The 21,413-nt window shown below is 71.7% G+C and carries 19 protein-coding genes; 9 read left to right on the top strand and 10 right to left on the bottom strand.

Annotated elements, in window-relative coordinates; translation table 11 throughout:
* Positions 1–306: 306 nt before the first annotated feature.
* The gene (locus BLR04_RS35995; RefSeq protein ID WP_090773654.1) at positions 307–1,122 is read right to left on the bottom strand and encodes a thioesterase family protein; all 816 of its coding nucleotides are present in this window, start codon (positions 1,120–1,122) and stop codon (positions 307–309) included.
* Between the two features lie 71 nt (positions 1,123–1,193).
* On the opposite strand from BLR04_RS35995, the gene BLR04_RS35990 reads away from it, so the two are divergent.
* On the top strand, positions 1,194–1,895 hold the full coding sequence (locus BLR04_RS35990) for a TetR/AcrR family transcriptional regulator (RefSeq protein WP_090773653.1): 702 nt from the start codon (positions 1,194–1,196) through the stop codon (positions 1,893–1,895).
* A gap of 58 nt (positions 1,896–1,953) precedes the next feature.
* Here BLR04_RS35990 and BLR04_RS35985 read toward each other — a convergent pair whose 3' ends face one another.
* On the bottom strand, positions 1,954–2,730 hold the full coding sequence (locus BLR04_RS35985) for a nuclease-related domain-containing protein (protein WP_245740907.1): 777 nt from the start codon (positions 2,728–2,730) through the stop codon (positions 1,954–1,956).
* Between the two features lie 318 nt (positions 2,731–3,048).
* Here BLR04_RS35985 and BLR04_RS35980 point away from each other — a divergent pair, with 318 nt between their 5' ends.
* Together BLR04_RS35980 and BLR04_RS35975 are read left to right on the top strand one after the other, a co-directional pair.
* On the top strand, positions 3,049–3,333 hold the full coding sequence (locus tag BLR04_RS35980; RefSeq protein WP_143022363.1) for a hypothetical protein: 285 nt from the start codon (positions 3,049–3,051) through the stop codon (positions 3,331–3,333).
* 7 nt (positions 3,334–3,340) lie between these two features.
* Positions 3,341–3,703 carry a DUF5130 family protein gene (locus BLR04_RS35975; RefSeq protein WP_090773650.1) on the top strand — a complete coding sequence of 121 codons (363 nt, stop codon included), beginning with the start codon at positions 3,341–3,343 and terminating at the stop codon, positions 3,701–3,703.
* Here BLR04_RS35975 and BLR04_RS35970 read toward each other — a convergent pair.
* From BLR04_RS35970 to pepN, 3 genes are all read right to left on the bottom strand, one after another.
* Complete coding sequence (locus tag BLR04_RS35970) at positions 3,700–4,650, bottom strand: hypothetical protein (RefSeq protein ID WP_090773649.1); 951 nt, start codon at positions 4,648–4,650, stop codon at positions 3,700–3,702. The genes BLR04_RS35975 and BLR04_RS35970 overlap by 4 nt on opposite strands.
* Positions 4,651–4,705: 55 nt before the next feature.
* The gene (locus BLR04_RS35965; RefSeq protein ID WP_090773648.1) at positions 4,706–6,079 is read right to left on the bottom strand and encodes a serine/threonine-protein kinase; all 1,374 of its coding nucleotides are present in this window, start codon (positions 6,077–6,079) and stop codon (positions 4,706–4,708) included.
* Between the two features lie 177 nt (positions 6,080–6,256).
* Positions 6,257–8,794 carry an aminopeptidase N gene (gene pepN, locus BLR04_RS35960; RefSeq protein WP_090773647.1) on the bottom strand — a complete coding sequence of 846 codons (2,538 nt, stop codon included), beginning with the start codon at positions 8,792–8,794 and terminating at the stop codon, positions 6,257–6,259.
* A gap of 86 nt (positions 8,795–8,880) precedes the next feature.
* Between pepN and BLR04_RS35955 the strand changes: the two genes are divergently transcribed.
* Entirely contained in the window at positions 8,881–9,501 is a 621-nt protein-coding gene (locus BLR04_RS35955; protein ID WP_090773646.1) for a mycothiol-dependent nitroreductase Rv2466c family protein, read from the top strand.
* Positions 9,502–9,625: 124 nt separating this feature from the next.
* Positions 9,626–11,029, top strand: a complete 1,404-nt coding sequence (locus tag BLR04_RS35950) for an aldehyde dehydrogenase family protein (RefSeq protein WP_090773645.1) — start codon at positions 9,626–9,628, stop codon at positions 11,027–11,029.
* Between the two features lie 43 nt (positions 11,030–11,072).
* On the opposite strand, the gene def is transcribed toward BLR04_RS35950, so the two are convergent.
* Entirely contained in the window at positions 11,073–11,558 is a 486-nt protein-coding gene (gene def, locus BLR04_RS35945) for a peptide deformylase (protein WP_090773644.1), read from the bottom strand.
* 89 nt (positions 11,559–11,647) lie between these two features.
* On the opposite strand from def, the gene BLR04_RS35940 reads away from it, so the two are divergent.
* A complete protein-coding gene (locus BLR04_RS35940) occupies positions 11,648–12,115 on the top strand; it encodes a ribose-5-phosphate isomerase (RefSeq protein WP_090773643.1) in 468 nt (155 codons plus the stop codon).
* Here BLR04_RS35940 and BLR04_RS41075 read toward each other — a convergent pair.
* Complete coding sequence (locus BLR04_RS41075; protein ID WP_176903453.1) at positions 12,094–12,258, bottom strand: hypothetical protein; 165 nt, start codon at positions 12,256–12,258, stop codon at positions 12,094–12,096. The genes BLR04_RS35940 and BLR04_RS41075 overlap by 22 nt on opposite strands.
* Before the next feature lie 41 nt (positions 12,259–12,299).
* Complete coding sequence (locus BLR04_RS35930; RefSeq protein WP_090773641.1) at positions 12,300–13,526, bottom strand: GNAT family N-acetyltransferase; 1,227 nt, start codon at positions 13,524–13,526, stop codon at positions 12,300–12,302.
* Positions 13,527–13,644: 118 nt separating this feature from the next.
* Here BLR04_RS35930 and BLR04_RS35925 point away from each other — a divergent pair, with 118 nt between their 5' ends.
* Entirely contained in the window at positions 13,645–14,760 is a 1,116-nt protein-coding gene (locus BLR04_RS35925) for a PP2C family protein-serine/threonine phosphatase (protein WP_090773640.1), read from the top strand.
* 111 nt (positions 14,761–14,871) lie between these two features.
* Here the strand turns inward: BLR04_RS35925 and BLR04_RS35920 are convergent, their stop codons facing one another.
* The gene (locus BLR04_RS35920; protein WP_090773639.1) at positions 14,872–15,468 is read right to left on the bottom strand and encodes a response regulator transcription factor; all 597 of its coding nucleotides are present in this window, start codon (positions 15,466–15,468) and stop codon (positions 14,872–14,874) included.
* Positions 15,469–15,610: 142 nt separating this feature from the next.
* Between BLR04_RS35920 and BLR04_RS35915 the strand changes: the two genes are divergently transcribed.
* Positions 15,611–16,915, top strand: a complete 1,305-nt coding sequence (locus BLR04_RS35915; RefSeq protein ID WP_090773638.1) for a M50 family metallopeptidase — start codon at positions 15,611–15,613, stop codon at positions 16,913–16,915.
* 31 nt (positions 16,916–16,946) lie between these two features.
* On the opposite strand, the gene BLR04_RS35910 is transcribed toward BLR04_RS35915, so the two are convergent.
* Positions 16,947–20,285, bottom strand: coding sequence for a S8 family serine peptidase (locus BLR04_RS35910; RefSeq protein WP_176903452.1), 3,339 nt, complete (start codon positions 20,283–20,285; stop codon positions 16,947–16,949).
* Between the two features lie 91 nt (positions 20,286–20,376).
* Here BLR04_RS35910 and BLR04_RS35905 point away from each other — a divergent pair, with 91 nt between their 5' ends.
* Positions 20,377–21,402: a TrmB family transcriptional regulator gene (locus BLR04_RS35905; RefSeq protein WP_176903451.1), complete on the top strand. Its 1,026-nt coding sequence runs from the start codon at positions 20,377–20,379 to the stop codon at positions 21,400–21,402.
* Positions 21,403–21,413 lie beyond the last annotated feature (11 nt).

The raw sequence follows: 21,413 nt of genomic DNA, 5'->3' as shown, positions 1-21,413 counted from the left end.
GCATCTCCCATCGCTAGCGAGTCTTCACATGGTACGACCACTGCCCGGCAAGTGAGACGCGCGTCCACGTTTCGGACGGCGGTTGCCGGTACGTGCCCGGAGCTCATGGGGTAGGGAGATCCGATGGGCCTCGGACCGCCATGTCGACGGTCGGCCCGGGCCGGCACCTTGCCTCCACGATAGTCCGCTCAGCGGGCGCGATAATCCGCCCCCGCGCTTGTTCGCGGACAGGTGACGTGAGGGCTGCCGGCCGGGTGTGCGGACCCAGGTCCCGTGCCCGTCCCCTGGACGGGGGGTCTGGAAGCCCTATCGGTCGGTGGGCAGGCGGACGGCGGCCAGCTGGGTGGCCTGGGCGACGAGGCGGCCCTTGGAGTCCCAGACGTGGGCCGTCTCGTCCATGCGGTCGCCGCCGATGTCGGTGGCCGACAGCCGGACCCGGATCGGCCCGGGGGCGGGCAGCCTGCGGACGTACCCGGTCAGCTGGATCGTGGGCGCCCACCCGCGCAGGCCCAGCGCGATCGAGACGGAAGGCCCGGGGTCGAGCGCGACGAGGAGGCTCAGCGGGTCCCAGTCGGAGCCGTCGGCCAGTCGCTGCCACGTCGCGACGACGCCTTCCCTGGACGGTCGCCCGACGGTGAAGCCCACGTGCCCCGGGTGGATGTGCTCGTCCAGGACGCCCATCAGCGGCACCGGCATGCCGATGCCCGGGGGATCGACGGGGACCGGGACGCATTCCTGCTCCGGCGGGATCTCGACCGGCTCGTGATTCGACCACCAGGGCTCGGAGTCGTCCAGCCGGCCGAGCGTGACGTGCGCCTCGACGCACGTACGGCCTTCCTGCGTCAGTACGGCCCTGGCCTGAGCGAGGGTCCTGCCGATCCGCAGGATCTCGACCGAGACGGCCGCCGCGCCGGGCTCGGGCGGAGTGACGAACGAGGCGCTGACCGAGGTCACGTGCGGATGCTCGACCCCGGCCGGGCTCTCGCACACGGCCTTGGCCAGGACGGCCAGCAGGTAGCCGCCGTGCAGCCGGGTGCCGACGCTCCACTGCGCGTCGAGCTCGGCCCCGAAGGTGCCGTACGTCCGGGCCACCAAAGCGGTCGCCTCACGAAAAGTCCCCATATTTAGCGCCTCATCCTTCCATCCGGCGCTCAGATTGACACCGTTAACCTGACGGTGTCAACCTTGGCGGCGTGACCACGAGACGCGTACGGGCCAGGCGCGGCGAAGGAGCGATGCTGCGCGAGGAGCTCCTGCGGGCGGCGGACGACCTGCTGGCCGAGTCGGGCACGGAGGACGCCCTGACGATCCGGGCGGTCGCCGCCAGGGCAGGAGTGTCCACGCCCGCCGTTTACATGCACTTCGCCGACAAGGAGGCGCTGGTCGAGGCGGTCTGCATGCGCGTGTGGGGCGAGCTGCAGCGCATCTTCAGCCAGAGCAGGGAGGGCGACCCGTTCCTCGCGCTGGGCGGGTGCGCACGCGCGTACATGCGCTTCGCCCTCGATCATCCGGTGCAGTACCGGGTGCTGATGATGCGCCCGTCAGCTGCGCAGGCGGTGCCGCCCGCGGCCGCAGCCGAGGCGTTCGGCTACATGGTGGACGCCGTCGAGGCGTGCATGAGGACGGGCGTGTTCGAGGGCGACGCCACCGAGATCGCGCTCGGTCTGTGGTCGGCGCTGCACGGCAGTGTCGCGTTGGTGCTCGCGCAACCGTCGCTGCCGTGGCCCGAGCACGAGGCCCTGATCGACCGCGCGGTGCGGGTGGCCGGGTTCGGCACGGTGCTCTATTCGCGGCTGCCGGGCGAGCTGCCACCGAGCGAGGACCTGGCCGCCCACGCCGACGCCTTCGGCGCCGCGCTGACGACCAGGCCGGAGCGGGATCAGCCCTCGCCGTGACGTGCGCGGGCAGCCCCCGAGGGGCAGTCCTCGCCGTCACGCGGGGGCGGCCCGAGGGTCAGTCCTCGCCGTAGCGGGCGGGCAGGACCTGGGCGCTGATCTCGTAGAGCTGGTTGATCTCGCTGTCGGTCAGCGCGCGTTCGCGCTTGGTGATCCACTTGCGTGCGCGGTCGCCCTGGTAGACGTCCACGCCGCGAATGGTCATGATCTTCCACGGCACCGCGGGACCGTAGATCGCCAAGGAGGGCACGACCGAGATCTCGCGGCCGAACGCCTTGCTGATCAGCTCGCTCGCCTGCGTCGCCTCCCACATGGCCTCGGTGAGCCGGGTTTTCATGTCGAAGGGGCCGTGGTAGAGCTTCTTGCCCATCTGCACGCGTACGGGCAGACGGCGGTCCCACTTCTCGGAGTCGACCGCGTACACGCCCGTCGGGCCCACCACGAGATGGTCGATCTGGGCCTCGCTGCCCGGGATCGCCCTGGCGTGCAGCGTGCGGTAGCCGTTGCGCTCCAGGCTGCGCAGCTGCGCCTCGGTACGGCGCTCGGCCACGGAGGCGCGCCGCCACGCCGGAACCGAGGAGTTGGAGCGGGAACGGTAGATCGCCTCGGCGATGGCCGCGAACACCCCGGCGGTCGCGCCGATGCGCCAGTCGGCCGCGAGGAACCCCACCACGACGCCGGCGGCGACGGCGATGATCGCGCGGTTGCGCAGACGTCGGAAGCGTGGCTGCTGCATCAGGCCGGACACGGACGCCCGTTCGACCGGCGCGTACGTGGAGGTGGGCGCCGAGGGCTTGGCGGCGGCGGTCTGCTCGCTCTCAGGTCGGTCGCTCACCCAGATAGGTGACGCTGTGTGACCGTCTTCTCGCTGGTTGTCGGAGTCCACGTCACTCACCGTAGCTTGGAGATCAAAGCGATTCCTAGTGTTGCGGCGTCCATAGTTTTATGGCCGGGCTCATCGTGTTCCGCCCTCGTTTTCGGGGTATGTCTAAAGTTCTTCCTCTCTAGAGAAGCCCTGAGACGGCGCACGACCGCACGTGCCGACACGTCAGGGATCCTAACCGCTGGAGGGCGTCCCGATCATGAACGGCGCGAACGTCCGCCGGCCGTTGCGGATCTGGCCTGCTCCCCGCGCGCGGTCTACGGTCGAGTGGTGAACAGCGCAGCGCAGACCCTGCTTCTGCTCATCGGGACGTCCATGGGGTTGTTCGTCCTGATCAGCCTTCTCGTCCTGATGCCGGGCGGCACTCCACGGCGCATCAGCTCCGGCCCCGTCTGGATCGGCGGGCCCGGCCGGAGCGAGCGCGGCGTGAGCACGTCCGACCCGGTGCTGACCGACCGGGTGCCGCGCTGGGCCGAGACGTCCGCGACCGACTGGGTGGCCGCCGCCGAGACGGCCGAGCCGGGCCGCACCGGCGGCGCCTCGGCGGAATGGTGAGGCGACCGTGCGGCCACTGACCCCGGCCCAGGCCGACGACATCAGGCAGGCCCTGCTCACCGCGGAGCGGCGCAGCGGGCTGCGCTTCGCGTTGTTCATCGGAGAGCCCGCAGACGGGCGGCGGCACTTCGCCGAACGCCTGCACGCCGCGCTGGGCGAGGAGGCCGCGGACGCCGTGCTGGTGTTCGTCGACCACAACGGCCGCGGCCTCGAGATCGTCACCGGGGAGAACGCGCGGCGCAGGCTGACCGACGCCGCCTGCCGGCTGGCCGCCATGTCGATGGCCACGGCGTTCGGCGCCGGCGACCTCGTCGGCGGCCTCCTGTACGGCATCGCCGACCTCGGCGAACACGCGGCGGCCCGCCGCTAGCCGCGCCGCAGCAGCTGGACGATGTGCTCGCTGACCCCGCGCAGCAGGGTCGCCGGCCGGATCTCCGCGCCTGCCGCCGCCGAGAACAGCGACGCCAGCCCCGGCAGCGGGAACCCGTCGTCCTCCAGCGCGGCCGTGCCGATCGGATGCTTGGCGAGCGCCGCCCGGCTGCGCTCCCACGCCTCCAGCACCTCCTCCGGCGACGGCACCCCGAACCCGTGCCCCACCGGCGCGGCGTGCCGCAGCCGGACGAGCGGCGTCTCGGCGAAGGCCAGCGCCGTCCGCGCCGCCGCCTGAAGGTCGGAGCGGGCGTCGGGCTTGATCCAGTCCATGGCCGTGCACGGGTTGCGGCAGGAGGCGACGCAGACGGCGAGTGCCCCCGCCACCTGGCTGTGCTGCCGGTCGAAGTACGCCCGCCACCCCTCGCCGGGCTCGATCGACACCCGCAGCGTCCGGTTGGTCGCCGACTGCTCCGCCTTCGTGTGGTCGCACTCCCGGTCGCCGATCACCCCGAACCTGCTCCCGGTCGCGCTCAGCCCTTCGGGCCAGCGGGCCGGATCGCCGGCATGACCGAGGTACGGCTCGAACGCCAGCAGCGGCAGGTATTCGGAGGCGATGTGCACCGCCGCGATCATGGGGCTCAGCTCGCGGCGGTGCCACCGTGCGGCGATGACCTCCAGCAGCAGCCCGTAGGCGGGACGCAGTGACTCGAGGGCGCCGCGCGGCTGTTCGCGCGGGGTCTGCGGCATGTGGCAGGCCCGCGCGCGCCGGCGCAGGTCGGCGGGGACCACCCTGGCCGCGGCCGCGAAGTCCTCGGCGTCGAGCGAGAGCAGCCGGTGCCCGAACTCGCAGACCTCGGCCACCTCGGCATCTGACGTCAGCGCACCGAGGTCGGAGAAGGCGTACCGGCGGGCGAGGGCCACAAGTAGGTCACGAGCGGAGTCCATCGAACGACTTTCTCACGACCGGCGCGCGATCACGGACATCGCGGCGGGAGCCCGTTCACGGGCAGGGCGAACGGACGCACTGGAGCTCACTCTGCGGCGGGACGGAGGTGGGCTCGGCCGTCGGCTCGTCGGGGTTGGGCGACGGCGGGGGCGAGGGCTGCTGCGTGGGCTCGGGATCGGGCGCGGGCTCGGACGTCGTGGGTGAGGGCTGCGGCGTCGTCGTCACCGGGGGAGTGGCGGGCACGCTCACGGTGGGCGTCGGGGTCGGCGTGCCCTCGGTGGCCCGGGGCGAGGACGAGCGCTTGGCCGCCGGCGGCGACTGCCGCCGGACGGGGACGGACGCGGTCGGCGAGGGCTCGCGGGTGGTGCCGGAGACGGCCGGCGGGTTCGTGACGTCGGCGCCGGTCGTCGGTTCGGCCGGCCGCAGCCAGACGGATCCCGCCACGGCCGCGGACACCGCCACCGCCGCCGCCATGGTCAGCGCCGCCCGCATCGTCCGCCGCCGGCGCGGCGCGGGAAGGGTCGGCTCAGCCGACGCGACCGTGGTGAGCCCCGGGTCGCCCGGTGCGGCAGGCACGTGGTGCGTGAGCGAGCCGGCGCCGTCGGGCGCCGCCAGCGCACGGCGCGCGGCCTCGGCCATCGCGGGGGCGCTCGGCCAGCGGGTCGCCGGGGTCTTCTCCAGCGCCCGCTCCACCACCTGGCGCGGCCCTCCCGGCACGTCGCCCGGCAGTCGCGGGACCGGGGCGTTGAGATGCTTGAAGATGATCTGTACGGGAGTGTCGCCCTGGTACGGCAGCTGCCCGGTCAGGCACTCGTACGCCACCACCCCGAGGGCGTAGACGTCGACCGCGGGGGTGACCTCGCTGGAGGCGGCCATCTCGGGGGCGCAGTAGCCGGCAGAGCAGAGCATCGTGCCGGTCGCCGTCAGGTTGGCGGCCGAGGCCGAGTGGGCGATGCCGAAGTCGGTGAGCGCGACGTGCCCGTCGGGCCGGACCATGAGGTTGGCCGGTTTGACGTCGCGGTGCACGATGCCCTGCGCGTGGGCGGCGGACAGGGCGTCGGCCACCTCGGCGACCAGGCGCATGGTCGTCGCGACGTCGAGCGGGCCGCGGCGCAGGACGCGGTCGAGCGACTCGCCGCGTACGTGCTCCATGACGAGGAAGGTGACCGGGCGGCCCCCGATCTCGCAGGTGCCGTAGTCGTAGACGTCGACCACGCCTGGATGGCGGAGCGTGGCCATGGCCCTGGCCTCGTTCTTGAAGCGCCGGGTGAAGGCGGCGTCGTCGGTGAGCGCGGGCATGAGCACCTTGACCGCCACCGTGCGCCCGAGGACCGTGTCGTCGGCACGCCACACCTCGCCCATGCCGCCGCCGCCGAGGCGGTCTCCGAGCACGTAGCGATCGATGAGGATGGTCCCCGCGCCTAGCACGTTTCGAGGCTAACACCGGGGCTCAGCCCGCACGGGCAAGTCGGCTCAGCCTGTGGATACGGGGATTCCCGGCAGGCCGGGCCCGTCGGACGAAGCGCGGCGAACGGTGTCGAAAGCGGTGTTGCGCCACGAAAGCCGAAGGCCCCCGCACGGGCGGGGGCCTTCGAAAGGTGAGCGTCAGACGGAGGCGGCGTCCCGCTCGCGGTTGCGCAGCGCGCGGGCGACGCCGTCGGCGCCCTCCAGGATGAGACGGCGCAGCGCCTGCGGCACGTCGTCACCGGCGACGAAGGCGTGCGCGGCGTCGACCGTCTCCTGCTCGATGAGCAGCGCGGGGAAGCACCCGACCGCGAACGTCGAGGCCTGGTCGAACGTCCACTCCTTGTAGATGCGCCCCACCTCGGAGAAGTACTTCTCGCGGTACGGCGCCGCCAGCTCGGCGTGGTGCGGGTCCTGGAAGCCGGCGATCGTGTTGCGGGCGATGTGGTTGGCCAGCTTCCCGCCCACGATCGACTCCCAGGCCGCGGCCTTGGCCTCGGGCGTCGGGATCGCCGCCCGGCACATCGCGGCCGAGCGCTCGCCCTTCGCCGTGGGGTCGCGCTCGAGCTCGGCGGCGATGTCGGCCTCGCCCAGCCTGCCGCCGGAGACGAGCGCGTGCACCAGGGCCCAGCGCAGATCGGCGTCGACGGTCAGGCCCTGCGGCGCGGTGGTGCCGTCGAGGATGCCCTGCAGCAGCGTGAGGTCCTCGTCGGAGGTGGCCGTCGGCGCGAACGCCTGGAGGAACGCCAGCTGGTGGTCGGAGCCGGGCTCGGCCGCGGTGAACAGCTCCCGCAGCTCACCGGCCAGCAGCGCCTGGCCCTCGGGCACCCAGGCCGGGTCGGCGTACTGCTGCACCGCCTGGCGGGCCTGGCGCAGGATCGCCTGCAGGACCGTGATGTCGCTGACCGACCCGGCGCCGGAGATGACGAGCTTGACGTAGTCGCGCGTGGACATCTCGCCGTCGCGCGTCATGTCCCAGGCCGCCGACCAGCACAGGGCCCGCGGCAGCGGGTCGGTGAACGCCGTGATGCCGCCGTCGACCAGCGTGCGCAGCGAGTTCTCGTCCAGCCGGATCTTGGCGTAGGTCAGGTCGTCGTCGTTGAGCAGCACCAGGTCGGGCTGCTCCTCGCCGACCAGCTCGGCCACCTTCGTCCGCGCGCCGACCACGTCGAGCTCGACCCTCTTGGTACGGGTGAGCGCGCCGTCGACGAGCGAGTACAGGCCGACGGCGACCCGGTGGGAGCGCAGCGTCGGGTAGTCGGCCGGGGCCTCCTGCAGCACCTCGAACGAGGTGAAGCGGCCGTCGGCCACCTCGAACGACGGGCGCAGCGTGTTGACCCAGGCGGTCTCGAGCCACTCCTTCGACCAGGACGAAAGGTCGCGGCCGGAGGTGCGCTCGAGGGCGGTGAGCAGGTCCTTCAGCTCGGTGTTGCCCCAGGCGTGCTCGCCGAAGTAGTCGCGTACGCCGGCCAGGAAGTTGTCGAGGCCGACGTAGGCCACGAGCTGCTTGAGCACCGAGGCGCCCTTGGCGTACGTGATGCCGTCGAAGTTGACCTCGACCGCCTGCATGTCGGGGATGTCGGCGGCGATCGGGTGGGTGGAGGGCAGCTGGTCCTGGCGGTAGGCCCAGGCCTTCTCGACGTTGGCGAACGTCGTCCAGGCTCCCTTGCCCCAGCGCGTGGCCTCGGCCTGGGCGAGCACGGACATGTAGGTGGCGAACGACTCGTTCAGCCACAGGTCGTCCCACCAGCGCATGGTGACGAGGTCGCCGAACCACATGTGGGCCATCTCGTGCAGGATCGTCTCGGCGCGCCGCTCGACCACCGCGTCGGTGACGCGGGAGCGGAAGACGTAGTCCTCGAGGAACGTCACGCAGCCCGCGTTCTCCATGGCGCCGGCGTTGAACTCGGGCACGAAGAGCTGGTCGTACTTGCCGAACGGGTAGCGGACGCCGAACACCTTGTGGAAGAAGTCGAACCCCTGCCGGGTGACCTCGAAGATGTTGTCGGCGTCGAGGTGCTCGGCCAGCGAGGCCCGGCAGTAGACGCCCAGCGGGATGCCGTCGTGCTCGGAGGTCACCTTGTGGTACGGACCCGCCACGAGCGCGGTGATGTACGTCGACATGACCGCCGTGGACGGGAACGTCCAGCGCTTGGCGCCGGCGCCCGCGGCCTCGGTGGCGGAGGCGGCGGCGTTGGAGACGACCTCCCAGTCGTCCGGCGCCACCGCCGTGAGCTGGAACGTGGCCTTGAGGTCGGGCTGGTCGAAACAGGCGTACATGCGGTGGGCGTCGGCCGTCTCGAACTGGGTGTGCAGGTAGACCTTCTGGTCGACCGGGTCGACGAAGCGGTGCAGGCCCTCGCCGGTGCGCATGTAGCTGCAGGCAGCCTCCACGCGCAGCTCGTTGGACGCGGCGAGCGAGGGTAGCGGGAAGCGTCCGGCCTCGGCGTCGTAGGCCGACACGTCGAGGTCGTCGCCGTTCAGCGTGACCTTGTGGACGTCGGCGCCGTGCAGGTCGATGAAGGTGGACGCGCCCGGCGTGGCGGTGGTGAAGCGGACCGTCGTGATGCTCTCGAAGCGCTCGTCTCCCTTCGTCAGGTCGAGGGCGACGTCGTACGACTCGACCTTCAGCAGACGGGCGCGCTCGCGCGCTTCGTCGCGGGTCAGATTGCCTGCCAAGATGCGCTCCTTTTTACCACTTCGTCGGGGTTGTCCGTATTTTGGCATGGGAATAGGCTCAGAACCACTTAAGGTTAGGGCCTTACATGACTGAGAAGATTCCCGTGGACCTCTGGTTCGACCCCGCCTGTCCCTTCGCGTGGATCACCTCCCGGTGGCTGCTCGAGGTGGAGAAGGTCCGTCCCATCGAGCCGCGGTGGCGACAGATGTCCCTCTACTTCCTGAACAAGGACAAAGACGTCCCCGCCGACTACCTCGAGCGCGCCGCCAAGGGCATGGGCTCGGTCCGGGTCATCAGGGCCGCCGCCGACAAGCACGGCGAGGAGTACGTCGGCCGCCTCTACACCGCCATCGGCACCCGCCTGCACAACGAGGGCATGAGCAAGGAGCCCGAGCGGCTGCGCGAGGTCATCGAGGGCGCGCTCACCGACGTCGGTCTCGAGGCCGACCTCGCCGACGCCATGTACTCCGAGGCGTACGACGACGCGATCCGCGCCTCCCACGAGGAGGGCATCGGCCTCGTCGGCCAGGAGGTCGGCACGCCGATCATCCGGGTCGGCGCCAACGCCTTCTTCGGTCCCGTCATCACGAAGATCATCCGTGGCGAGGACGCGGGCAAGCTCTGGGACGGCGTCCTCGCGGTCACCGCGTTCGACGACTTCTTCGAGATCAAGCGCTCCCGGACGAAGCGGCCGACCTTCGAGTGATTTATCCCCTTCGGGGGTAAATAGGGGATTTTCTCTGTGGGGATGAGTCGTAAGGGGGAAAAAGGCTCATCCCCATGACCAGACCCCTCGCCTTGTCTGCCACCCGGCTGTCAAGATGAGGGGCATGCGTCAGCTGTACATCGGCGGCTCCTGGACCGCTTCGGCATCGGACGAACCCATCGACGTCGTGAACCCGGCAACCGAGGCGGTCATCGACCACGTGCCGGCGGGCCATCCCGCCGATGTCCGAGCGGCGGTCGAGGCCGCCGCACGCGCGTTCCCCGCCTGGTCGGGCACCGCCCCGGCGGAACGCGCAAAACTCCTGGGTGACGCGGCCGAGCTCCTGAGACAGCGGGCCGACGACATGGCGAAGACCATCGCCACCGACATGGGCTCCCCGCTCGGGTTCGCGCTCAAGGTGCAGACCCTCATGCCGGCCACCGTCCTCGCCTCCTACGCGCAACTGGCCGAGAGCCATCCCCGCGAGAGCCGGGTCGGCAACTCCCTGGTGGTGAAGGAGCCGGTCGGCGTGGTCGCGGCGATCACGCCGTGGAACTATCCGCTGCACCAGATCATCTGCAAGGTCGCCCCCGCGCTGGCCGCCGGCTGCACCGTGGTGCTCAAGCCCAGCGAGGTCGCGCCGCTGGCGGCGTACGCGCTGGCCGAGATCTTCGACGAGGTGGGCCTGCCGCCGGGCGTGTTCAACCTGGTCAGCGGGCGTGGGCCGGTCGTCGGCGAGGCCCTGGCCGCCCATCCCGACGTCGACATGATCTCCTTCACCGGCTCGACGGCCGCGGGCCGCCGGGTGGCCGCGCTGGCCGCCGAGACGGTCAAGCGGGTGGCGCTGGAGCTCGGCGGCAAGTCGGCCAACCTGATCCTGCCCGACGCCGACCTGGAGCTCGCCGTCAAGGTGGGCGTCGCCAACTGCTTCGTCAACGCCGGGCAGACCTGCTCGGCCTGGACCCGCATGCTCGTCCACCGCGACAGCTACGACGACGCCGTGCGTATGGCCGTCGAGCTGGCGCGCGGCTACCGGGTGGGCGACCCGTTCGACGAGTCCACCAGGATCGGCCCGCTGGTGTCGGCGGCGCAGCGCGACCGGGTGGTCCGCTACATCAACCGCGGCCAGGAGGAGGGCGCCAGGCTGGTGGCCGGGGGCACCGAGCGGCCGCACGAACGCGGCTTCTACGTCGAGCCCACGGTGTTCGCGGCGGTGGAGCCCGGCATGACGATCGAGCAGGAAGAGATCTTCGGGCCGGTGCTGTCGCTGATCCCGTACACGAGCGAGGAACAGGCGGTGCGCATCGCCAACGGCACGAAGTACGGCCTGGCCGGCGCCGTCTGGGCGGGCACCGAGGAACGCGCGCTGGCGGTGGCCCGCCGGCTGCGCACCGGCCAGGTGGCGATCAACGGCGGCCGGTTCGACCCGCTCGCGCCCTTCGGCGGCTACAAGCAGTCGGGGGTGGGCCGCGAGCTCGGCCCGTACGGGCTGGAGGAGTACCTGGAGGTCAAGGCGCTGCAGCTCTAGCGCCCGCGCGGCGGGTGTGGGGCCCGCCGCGCCGCGGCGCGCCCTAGGCGCGGAGCATGATGCTGCGGGCCGTGTCCTTCGGCAGGCGGTCGACGTACAGCTTGCCGTCGAGGTGCTCGGTCTCGTGCTGGAAGCAGCGCGCCAGCGAGCCGCGCGCCTTGATGCGCACCGGCCGCCGCAGCCTGTCGACGCCTTCCACGGTCACGCCCGCCGCGCGGCCCACCGTGGCGTAGATCGGCAGGCGCGTGCTGCGGTCGGGCACTGACAGGCAGCCCTCCTCGTCGAGCACCTCCTCGGGGTCGTCGACGGTCAGGACAGGATTGATGACGTGTCCTTTGCGTCCGCTGATGTCGTAGACGAACAGCCGGCGCGACACGCCGATCTGCGGACCGGCCAGGCCCACGCCGTTGACCGCGTACATGGCCTCGAACATCTCGTCGATCAGCCGGCGCAGCTCACGGTCGAAGTCGGTCACCGGTGGGGCGGGCGTGCGCAGGACCGGGTCGCCGAGGACGCGGATCTCTCGCATGGCTCTCTGCTTTCGTAAGGACTGGAGGCGGATAGTGGTCCTTACTCTAGCCAGCGAACCGCACTTCCGGGCTGTGGAAGACTGGAGAGGTGCGTGTCTACATCGGTGCCGACCATGCCGGCTATGAGCTCAAGAACCACCTCGTGACCTGGCTGAAGGACCACGGCCACGAGGTGATGGACTGCGGTCCTTCCGTCTACGACCCGGAGGACGACTATCCGGCGTTCGTGCTGCGGGCGGCCGAGGGCGTCGCGGGTGACCCGGGCAGCCTCGGCGTGGTCATCGGCGGATCGGGCAACGGCGAGCAGATCGCCGCCAACAAGGTGCGCGGCATCCGCGCGGCCCTGGCCTGGAGCGAGGAGACCGCCCGGCTGGGCCGTGAGCACAACAACGCCAACGTCGTCGGCATCGGTGCCCGCATGCACTCGGCGGAGGAAGCCACCCGCTTCGTCGAGGTCTTCCTGAGCACACCGTTCTCCGGCGGCGAGCGCCACAGCCGGCGGATCGCGCAGCTCACCAGCTACGAGACGATCGGTCAGCTGCCCTCGCTGCCCTGACCCTTGCGCCGGGCGTCACGCCGCGGCTGCTCGTCGCGCAGGGGCCGCCGGTCGGCGGCCTCCTGCTGTTCCTTCGACGGCCGGGAGACGTCGCGGGCGCGCATGGCGACGACCGCGGTGATCTGAAGACTCTGCAGCGCCATGCCCTCGACAGTACGCCGGGGTCCGCCGATGCGGGAGTCGGTCAGAATCCCGAACCGCACCACGGTTTCGGGCTCCACGACATGGCGACGGCCAGCGCCCGCAGCGCGCCGGGGGAGTGCTCGCGCAGCAGCCCCGCCGCCAGGTGCTCGTCCAGCTGCCCGTCGCCGAGGTACGCCGACCCCAGCGCGGCCACCGGCAGCGTGACGTCGGGGGCGTCGTCGACCGGCTCGCACGTCGCGCCCGACGGGCCGCCGGTGAGGCGGTGCCGTCCCGCGTTCCACGGGCACACGTCGTCCTCGACCTCGATCACCAGGTCGACCGGCGTCGTGTACGCCCGCGACGCCAGCGCGCGGTCGACGTCGACCAGGCGTACCCACAGCTCGTCCTGCACGGCGACGCGCAGCCGGCGCTGGTCGGCGAGCAGCGCGATGATCGGGTCGTCCACCGGACGGCCGTGCGCCACCACCTGGGAGACCAGGTCGCGGTCGAGCAGGCTGCGCCACAACAGCGCGTAGGCGGCCGGGTCGGTCGCCTCCACCCCGCGCAGCCGCAGCTCGCCGTCGGCGATGCCGTCGGTCCACTTCTGCTGGACGCGGAACAGCGCGTAGCCGCGCACACCGCCGTCGTCCTCGGCCAGCAGCCCGCGCAGCGGGCCGGCCCCGTGCTGGTCGAAGTCCTCGTCGCCCAGCACGCTGTCCCAGAAGGCCGCGTTGTGGTCGTAGCGGCCGGGTCGGCGGGCTACGACGGAGGCGAAGAGCTTCTCGATGTCGGAGCGGACGTCGGCGGGCTTGACGACCCTGATCCGCAGCGCGGGATCCTGCGGCCAGTCGCGCACGAACGCCGAGCCGGGCTTGTCGATGCGGAACGACAGGTGGCTGCTGGCCCTGCCGTACCCGTAGCGGCCGTAGATGGAGGACTCGGAGGCGTAGAGCGCGGCGACGTGCTCGCCGCGGTCGCGCAGGTCGGCGAGCTGCGCGCGCATGAGGGACGACAGCACGCCGCGCCGCCGGTGGGAGGGCAGCACGCCGACCCAGGTGACGCCCGCGACGGGCACGCGCGCGCCGGGGACCGTCATCGTGAAGCCGAAGGAGGAGGTGTGCCCGATCATCTCCTCGCCGTCGAAGGCGGCGAGGGAGCGGTCGAACTCGGTCTGGGCCTTGTAGCGAGCCGACTGCCCGGGGGCCGGCGTCCAGCTGAAGGCCTCTTCCGCCACGCGGTTGATGGAGGGCCACGCCGATTCGTCAATCTGACGGATGGGGTACGTCATCTACTCACCGTAGGAGCGGGGCCGCGGCAGGGCTACTGAATATCCGCGGCTCAGCGATCAAGGCCTTGGTCAAGTCGGCTGCCCAAAGCCGGGCCAGACCGATACAGTCAGGCGCATCATGAGTTCCCGCACGGCGCCGCTGATCCCGCCCCGGGTCCGCGCCGTGCTGGTGCGGGTTCCCTTCCTGGTCACCATCGTCCGGTTCGTCAGGCGGACGCTGCTGGCGCGCGACAGCAACCTGCTGACCTTCCTGATCGTGCTGGCGCTGGTCATCGGCGTCCTCGCGGCGGAGGTCTCGACGGCGTTGTTCTCGCCGTCGCTGCTCATCCTCGTCACCCTGATCGGCGGGCTCCAGCTGCGGCTGCGCAGCCTCGTCAAGCTGCTGGTGGGCGTGGGCGTCTCGCTCGGCTGGGTCGCCTTCACCCTGGGCGGCGACCGGATCGGGCTGGGGCTGACCGTCACGATCGTGTTCACCAGCGTGCTCGCCGTGCTGATGGCCCGTACGCGAGGCAAGCTCGGGGTGCAGGGCCTGCGCGGCGACGCGATGCTGCTGGAGCTGCGCGACCGGCTCCGCAGCCAGGGCGAGCTGCCCCCGCTGCCGAAGGACTGGGGCGGCAAGGTGGTGCTCAAGCAGGCGGGCGGCTCCTCGTTCGGCGGCGACTTCCTCGTCTCCATGCGCGACGGCGACATCGTCGAGATCGCCCTGGTCGACGTTTCCGGCAAGGGCGTCGACGCCGGCACCCGGGCGCTGCTGCTGTCGGGCACCTTCGGCGGGCTGCTGGGCTCGGTCACCGACTTCCTGCCCGCGTGCAACGCCTACCTGCACCGGCAGCGCGGCGACGAGGGCTTCGTGACGGCGGTGCACGTACGCCTCAACCTTGCGACCGGCGACTACACGATCACCTCGGCCGGGCATCCGCCCGTGGTGAAGTTCGACGCCGGCACGGGCAACTGGCAGACCGCGACCGCCAAGGGCGTGGTGCTCGGCGTGGTGCCCGACCTGCACTGCGAGCCCGACAGCGGCACCCTGCACAAGGGCGACGCGCTGCTGCTCTACACCGACGGCCTGATCGAGCAGCCCGGACGCGACATCGACGCCGGGCTCGACCGGTTGCTCGGAGAGGCAGAGCGGCTGCTGCCGTCAGGGTTCCGCGACGGCGCCCGCGCGCTGGTCAACACCATGGCCTCGGGGCACAACGACGACTGCGCGCTGGTGCTCATCTGGCGTCCGTGACATTCCACACGGGTCAGGTCGTGACGGCGGTCACTGGCCGAGGGCCGGGCGGGCTGCGATCCTCTGGACAGTCGGGCCCCGGTGGAGCGGCGCGGCCTCACCGGGGCCCCGTCACAGCCAGCCGCTGTCACTGGCGATGCGCACGGCGTCGAGCCGGTTGCGCGCGCCGGTCTTGCACATGATCCGCGACAGATGGTTGCGCACGGTGCCGACCGACAGGAAGAGCTCGTCGGCGATCTCGGTGGAACGCGCGCCGCCCGCGGCGATCCGCAGCACGTCGAGCTCGCGCCTGGTCAGCGGGTTGGTCGCGCACTTGAGCGCGGCCACCGCCATCTCCGCCTCGATGGCCTGGTGGCCGGCGGCGACCTGGCGCACGCCCTCGACGAGGCGCTCGGGCGCGACGCACAGGCTCATGAACCCGAGCACCGGCCCGGCGAGCAGCTCGCGTACCTGCGCCGGAGTGGGATGGGACGACAGGACGAGCACCCCGCACCGGGGCACGTGCTCGGCGAGCAGCGCCGCCACGGGCGGACCCGGCAGGTCGAGGTCGACGACGGCCACGTGCGCCCTGGAGGCCAGCGCCGCGTGGACCACCTCGTCGGCGTGGCCGACCTCGGAGACGACGCTCACGCCCGGCTCGGCCTCCAGGGTGGCGAGCAGGCCACGGCGCACCAAGGGCAGGTGTTCGGCGATCAGTGTCCGGATCAAGACGTTCCCCTCTGTCGTCTCCCAGGGTGATCGTGTGGTTGCTCAGTGTCAATGCCTGCTCAAACCGGTCAGCCGTGCGGCCGCCGGAGTTCGACTACTCTGGGGCTGTCGGTCGTTCGCCGTCTTCCTGGAGCGCGCCTAGATGAACTGGCTTTACGTCGTGGGGATCGTCGTCTTCCTCATCGGCCTGATGTTCTCCATCGCGCTGCACGAGATCGGCCACCTCATACCCGCCAAGCTGTTCGGCGTACGCGTGACCCAGTACATGGTGGGCTTCGGCTCCACCGCCTGGTCGCGGCGCAAAGGCGAGACCGAGTACGGCATCAAGTGGATCCCGCTCGGCGGCTACATCCGCATGATCGGCATGCTGCCACCGCGCCCGGGCGACGATCCGGGCAAGCTGAGGAGCACCGCGACCGGGCCGTTCCAGGGCCTCATCGAGTCGGCCCGCGACGCCGCCCAGGAAGAGGTGCGTCCGGGTGACGAAGACCGCGTCTTCTACCGCAAGAAGTGGTGGCAGAAGGTCATCATCATGTCCGGTGGACCGCTGATGAACTTCGTGCTCGCCTTCGTGTTCTTCAGCATCCTGCTGGTCGGCATCGGCCTGCCCACATGGGCGCCCATCGTCTCGCCCGACACCAACACCTGCGTCATCCCGGTCACCGAGCAGCGCGCGCAGTGCAAGCCCGGCGACCAGCCGACCCCCGCCGCGCAGGCCGGTCTCAAGCCCGGCGACAAGCTCGTCTCCTTCGGCGGCCAGAAGATCACCTCGTGGGAGGACGCCACCCGGCTGATCCGCTCCCACGGCCCTGGTGCGGTGCAGCTCGGCATCGTCCGCGACGGCAAGCCCATGGCGCTCGACGTCACGCTCATCGCCCAGGACCGCCCCAACCTCGAGAACCCCAACAAGATCGACAAGAATGTCGGGTTCCTCGGCGTGCTGCCGACCCAGGTCATGCAGAAGCAGACGATCGGCCAGGTCGTCGGCTACATGGGCGAGCTGACGGGCAGGGTGGCGAGTTCGCTGCTCAACCTGCCGGAGAAGATGGTCGGCGTCTGGCACGCGGCCTTCTCCGGCGAGGCGCGCGACCCCGAGGGGCCGGTGGGCGTGGTCGGCGCGGGCCGGATGGGCGGCGAGATCCTCGCCTCCGACCTGTCCACCGAGAACAAGATCGCGATCTTCGTCAACCTGCTGGCCGGCTTCAACCTGGCGATCGGCATGTTCAACCTCATCCCGCTGCTCCCGCTCGACGGCGGCCACATCGCGGGCGGCCTGTGGGAGGGCATCAAGCGGGCGTACGCCAAGATCATGCGGCGGCCCGAGCCCGGATACGTCGACATCGCCAAGGTGCTGCCGCTGACGTACGCCATCGCCCTCGTCATGGTGGTCATGGCCGGTCTGCTCGTCTACGCCGACCTGGTCAACCCGCTCACCCTCACGAACTGACCCCGCCGCGGCGGCGGGGTCTGCCCGTCGCTCAGCTGATCTCGTAGGCCCTGATCGCCGTCTGGGTGACGGCGTTGCCACCGGTGTCGGCGGCCTCGACGCGCAACGAGGCGAACTTTCCGCGCGCGCTCGCCGGGTGCCGGGTCTCCGCCGTCCAGGAGCCCTTGCCCGACCGGTGCACCCGCGTGGGCAGCCAGGTGCGGCCGTCGTCGTAGGAGATCTGCACGGTCAGCTCGGTCACCTTCAGGTCGGGCGAGCCGTCCTGACGCTGGATCCCCAGCGGGATGCGCATGCGGCCCACGCCGGCGCGGTTGCGGTCGTCCAGGTCGGGGTTCATCGTGACGACCATCAGCGGCAGCGCCTGCTGCCCGTCGCCTTCCGGGCTCTTCGACCGGAACCGCCACTCGGCGCTGACCTGCGTGTACGGCTTCGTCATGGCCGCGCCGGCGGTCATGGTGAGCCGGTACCCGGCCTCCTCGCGCTCGGTCGGCACGTCGAAGAGCCCGTACCAGAGCTCCTCCATCTCCTTGCCGTCGCGGTAGAGCTTGTACTGCGCCGGGGAGGAGATCACGACGCGGTCCGGCCTGCCGTCCTCGATCACCCCGGCGGAGACCTCCATCCGGTTCTCCTGGCGGTAGGAGTAGCCGCCGCCGACGGTGAGCCCGACCCCGACGACACCAAGGTTCCACCGGTCGGTCGTCCTGCCCGCGCGGTGGACGGCGGTCTGGCCGAAGACGGCGCCGTCGACGTTGTCCCACTCGTCGCGCGGCACCTGCCTGTACTGGATGAACGTCGGCAGCCACCCGGTGTCGCCGGGCGTGTAGTACTCGGTGCGGTGGAAGGGCAGCGTGAACCGCGACAGCATGCCGTACGGCTGCCACGGCAGATCCTTGCCGTAGAGCGCCGGCAGGGCCCACTGCTCGCCCTGCATGCCGTCCTTCTGAGCGCCGTACGTCGCCGCGACCTCGGCGAGGTCCTGGCGGCGCGGGCGGTAGCCGGGGTCGGCCGGGATGCGCGGCTCGGCCTTCATCAGGTGGTAGACGTACGGGCTGTCGTCGTAGGTGCCGTCGCCCTTGGGCCTGGCCCACTGCGTCCACCTGGCGAAGGCGAACTTCTTGCTCACCGTACGGCCCGTCGGGACGGCCTTGACGCCCACGAGCCGGTCGCCGCCGAGCAGGCCGGTCAGGTCGACGTCCACGCCGAGCGGCGACCGGCACTCGGGGATCACCCCGCAGTCGACGAGTTGCAGCAGGCTGAGCATGCCGACGGCGAGCCGTGCCGACGGCTCCTGCGGGCGGACGTCCACCGGCTCGGCCTTGCGGGCGTCGGAGGCGAAGACGCGGTCGGCGTCGAGCGTGAACTCGGGGTCGGCGGCCATCACCGTGGTGCCGTCGTGGTCCAGCATGAGGGTGACGACCGTGTAGCGGTGGCCCTTGTCCAGCCGCAGGTCCAGCGCGCCGTCGGCGATGTCGTAGTTGACCTGCTTCGTGGTGTCGAGGTCGATCACCCCGGCGAAGGCGGCCTGGGCGGGCTTCCCGTCGGTGCCGGTGAAGGTCAGCCCGAGCGCGCGCTTCTCCGGCACGACCCGCATGCCGATGGCGGTGCGCACGGACGTCTCGCCACCGGTGGCGATCACCGCGCCGCTGTACGTGCCGGGCGCGGCGGCCTCGGCGGTCACCTCGACCTGCGCGGTGCCGTGCGCGGGCACCTCCAGCGTGGTGGCGCCGAGCCGGAACGGCGTCACCGCCGCGCCCTCGCCGTCCTTGGCGGTCACGCTCAGCTCCAGGCGGACGGCGGCGTCGCCGTCGTTGCGGTAGGTGAGCGTGCGCCTGGCGGACGTCGCGGGCAGCTCGATCTGTCCCATGCCGATCGTGGTCGGCTCGGTGGTGACCTGCTGCGCGACGGCGCGGGCGACGTCCACCCGGCCGGCACCCTGCACGTAGGCGCCCAGCTCGGCGCCGGGCGCGGTGGAGGTCGTCAGCGCCGCCTTGATCCGGTCGGCCTTCCAGTCGGGGTGCAGGCCCGCGACGATCGCCGCCGCCCCCGCCACGTGCGGGGTGGCCATGGAGGTGCCGTCCATCGTCGTGTACGACGGGTTGGCGTCGTCCACCGGCCGGCCGGTGCCCTCGGCCCTGGCCGCGACGATGCCCACGCCCGGCGCGAGCAGGTCCGGCTTGACCCCGGCGTCGGCGGCGCGCGGCCCGGTGCTGCTGAACGCGGCGACGGCGTCGTGGTCGCGGAACGAGGCGCCGACCGTCAGCGCGCGGTCCGCGACGCCGGGCGTGGTGAGCGACCCGGGGCCGTTGCCGCCGTAGTTGCCGGCCGCGACGACGAACAGCGTGCCGTAGTCCTCCGTCAGGGTCTCGAGGGCCCGCTCCACCGGGTCGTCACCGGGCAGGTCGGGGCCGCCGAGGCTGAGGTTGGCGACCCGGGCGCCGTGCTGCGCGGCCCAGGTCATGCCCTCGATGATGGCGGAGTCCTGGCAGGTGCCGCTCTGGTCGCAGATCTTGCCGATCAGGAGCTTCGCGCCGGGTGCTACGCCCTTGAACCGGCCGCCCGAGGCGGCGCCGGAACCGGCGATCGTGGAGGCGACGTGCGTGCCGTGGCCGTGCAGGTCGCGGGCGTCGGCCTCGGCGGTGAAGTTCGCGGACCCGGTCACCAGGCCCTTCAGGTCGGCATGGCCGGGGTCGTAGCCGGTGTCGAGCACCGCGACGGTGACGTCCTCGCCGGTGTGGCCGGCCTCCCACGCGCGGGGGGCGCCGATGTGCGGGACGCTGACGTCGAGCGACAGCCTGGCCTTGCCGTCCAGCCAGATCTTCTCCGGCCCGGACGCCGCCGCAGCCGGTTCGGTGAGTGACTTCCAGAGCGCGCCCGCTCCGTCGCGCGGCTCGCTGCGCGCGACGCCGTTGACGGCGGGAAGCGGACGGCCGCCCGCGAGGCGCGGCGCGGCGGCGCCGGCGGGATAGGTCACGATCAGCGGGAGCGCCGGGCTCGCGGCGTCGTCGTAGCCGAGGGCGGCGAGCTGGGTGACGTTGAACAGCCGGGGGTCCAGCCTGCCCGCGGCGAGGAGAGGCATCGCGTCCGAGGGGACGATGCTGAGCCCGTCCTGGCTCCGGCGGTGGATAAAGTTGATCTTCTCCCTGCCGGGGCCGGGCTTGACGCTGAGCTGGTCCTGGCCGTTGGGGAACGGCCGGAGGGTGACCTGGTCGCCCGTGACCAGGGTGATCGTCCTGGGCGTCTTGTCCGGCTGGGCGGACGCCGGGGTGGCTGGGGTGGGGGCTGGGGTGGGGGCTGGGGTCGCCTGGGCCGGTGCGGTGGTCGCGGCCAGGGCCGCCAGCACCACACCGACAAGGGCGGTTCTGTGTTGCACGACCCCGATTTGTATGGGTGCGCGTACCTCGGCGACAAGGAAAGTCGGTGGCCTGTTGCGGCGCGCGCCGGTTGCGGCCAGGATCGCAGGCATGCGTGACGACGCCCCGGCGGTGATGGAAGTGGTGGGCATCACCGCGTTCGAAGAGCGGGTCTACCGTGCGGTGCTGGCCTCGCCCGGCATCACGCTGCAGGAGCTCGTCAGGAGAAGCCAGGAGAGTTCGGGACGTGTCCAGGCCTCGCTCACCAGGCTCCGCGCCAAGGGCCTCGTCACCCGCCTGTCGGGCCGGTCGCCTCGCTGGACGGCGACGAACCCGGGCACCGCGCTGCGTTCGCTGGCCAGGGGCGTGCTGGGCGACCTGAACCGGCTCGCCGACACCGCCGACGCGATGGAGGCCGCCTTTCGCGCGATCGGCCAGGACCCGGAGGGCGGTGGCCAGTTCGAGGTGCTGGCCGGGCCCGATGAGCTCGCCCGATGGTACGTCCGGCTGCAGCAGGAGGCAGAGGAGGAGGTCCTGATCTTCGACCGGCCGCCGTACGTGCTGGACTACCGCAACCCGCTGCAGGGCGACCGCCTCCGCGAGGGCGTCCGCTATCGCACCGTCTACGCGCCCGAGGCGTTCCAGCACCCGGGGGCGCTCGACGAGCTGGAGCGCATGCTCAGCTCAGGCGAGGAGGCGCGGGTCCTCGCGGGGCTGCCGTTCAAGATGGTGCTCATCGACCGGCGGCAGGCGATCATGCCGCTGCACCTCGACCCGCCGCTGAACCGCAGCGTGCTGATCAGAGGGTCGACCATGGTGGTGGCCCTGGCCGAGCTGTTCGAGCGGCTGTGGGCGGAGGCCGTTCCGATGTACCCGCAGCCGGCGTCCGGTGACGTCGCGCCTGACCCGGCCGATCAGGCCGGCGAGGACGAGGGAGCGGGGCCGGTGGAGCTCGGGCAGGAGGATCGCCGGCTGCTGGCGCTGCTGTCGGCCGGGCTCAAGGACGACGCCATCGCCCGGCAGCTCGGCCTCAGCCCGCGCAGCCTCCGCCGCCGCCTGCGTCCCCTCATGGACGAGCTCAAGGCCGACACCCGCTTCCAGGCAGGCGTCGAGGCCTGCCGCCGCGGCCTGGTGTGACCGCGGGAACA

The sequence above is a fragment of the Nonomuraea maritima genome, from assembly GCF_900100395.1.
GTDB lineage: Bacteria > Actinomycetota > Actinomycetes > Streptosporangiales > Streptosporangiaceae > Nonomuraea > Nonomuraea maritima.
Note: the sequence above shows the minus strand (reverse complement) of the source record. Positions and strands in the feature narration are given on the sequence as shown.

What these genes read in the sequence shown, in the direction of transcription:
- BLR04_RS35995 (WP_090773654.1), bottom strand. Translation starts at nt 1,122, where the DNA reads ATGGGGACTTTTCGTGAGGCGACCGCTTTGGTGGCCCGGACGTACGGC.
- BLR04_RS35970 (WP_090773649.1), bottom strand. Translation starts at nt 4,650, where the DNA reads ATGGACTCCGCTCGTGACCTACTTGTGGCCCTCGCCCGCCGGTACGCC.
- BLR04_RS35955 (WP_090773646.1), top strand. Translation starts at nt 8,881, where the DNA reads ATGACTGAGAAGATTCCCGTGGACCTCTGGTTCGACCCCGCCTGTCCC.
- BLR04_RS35950 (WP_090773645.1), top strand. Translation starts at nt 9,626, where the DNA reads ATGCGTCAGCTGTACATCGGCGGCTCCTGGACCGCTTCGGCATCGGAC.
- def (WP_090773644.1), bottom strand. Translation starts at nt 11,558, where the DNA reads ATGCGAGAGATCCGCGTCCTCGGCGACCCGGTCCTGCGCACGCCCGCC.
- BLR04_RS41075 (WP_176903453.1), bottom strand. Translation starts at nt 12,258, where the DNA reads ATGGCGCTGCAGAGTCTTCAGATCACCGCGGTCGTCGCCATGCGCGCC.
- BLR04_RS35930 (WP_090773641.1), bottom strand. Translation starts at nt 13,526, where the DNA reads ATGACGTACCCCATCCGTCAGATTGACGAATCGGCGTGGCCCTCCATC.
- BLR04_RS35925 (WP_090773640.1), top strand. Translation starts at nt 13,645, where the DNA reads ATGAGTTCCCGCACGGCGCCGCTGATCCCGCCCCGGGTCCGCGCCGTG.
- BLR04_RS35915 (WP_090773638.1), top strand. Translation starts at nt 15,611, where the DNA reads ATGAACTGGCTTTACGTCGTGGGGATCGTCGTCTTCCTCATCGGCCTG.
- BLR04_RS35905 (WP_176903451.1), top strand. Translation starts at nt 20,377, where the DNA reads ATGCGTGACGACGCCCCGGCGGTGATGGAAGTGGTGGGCATCACCGCG.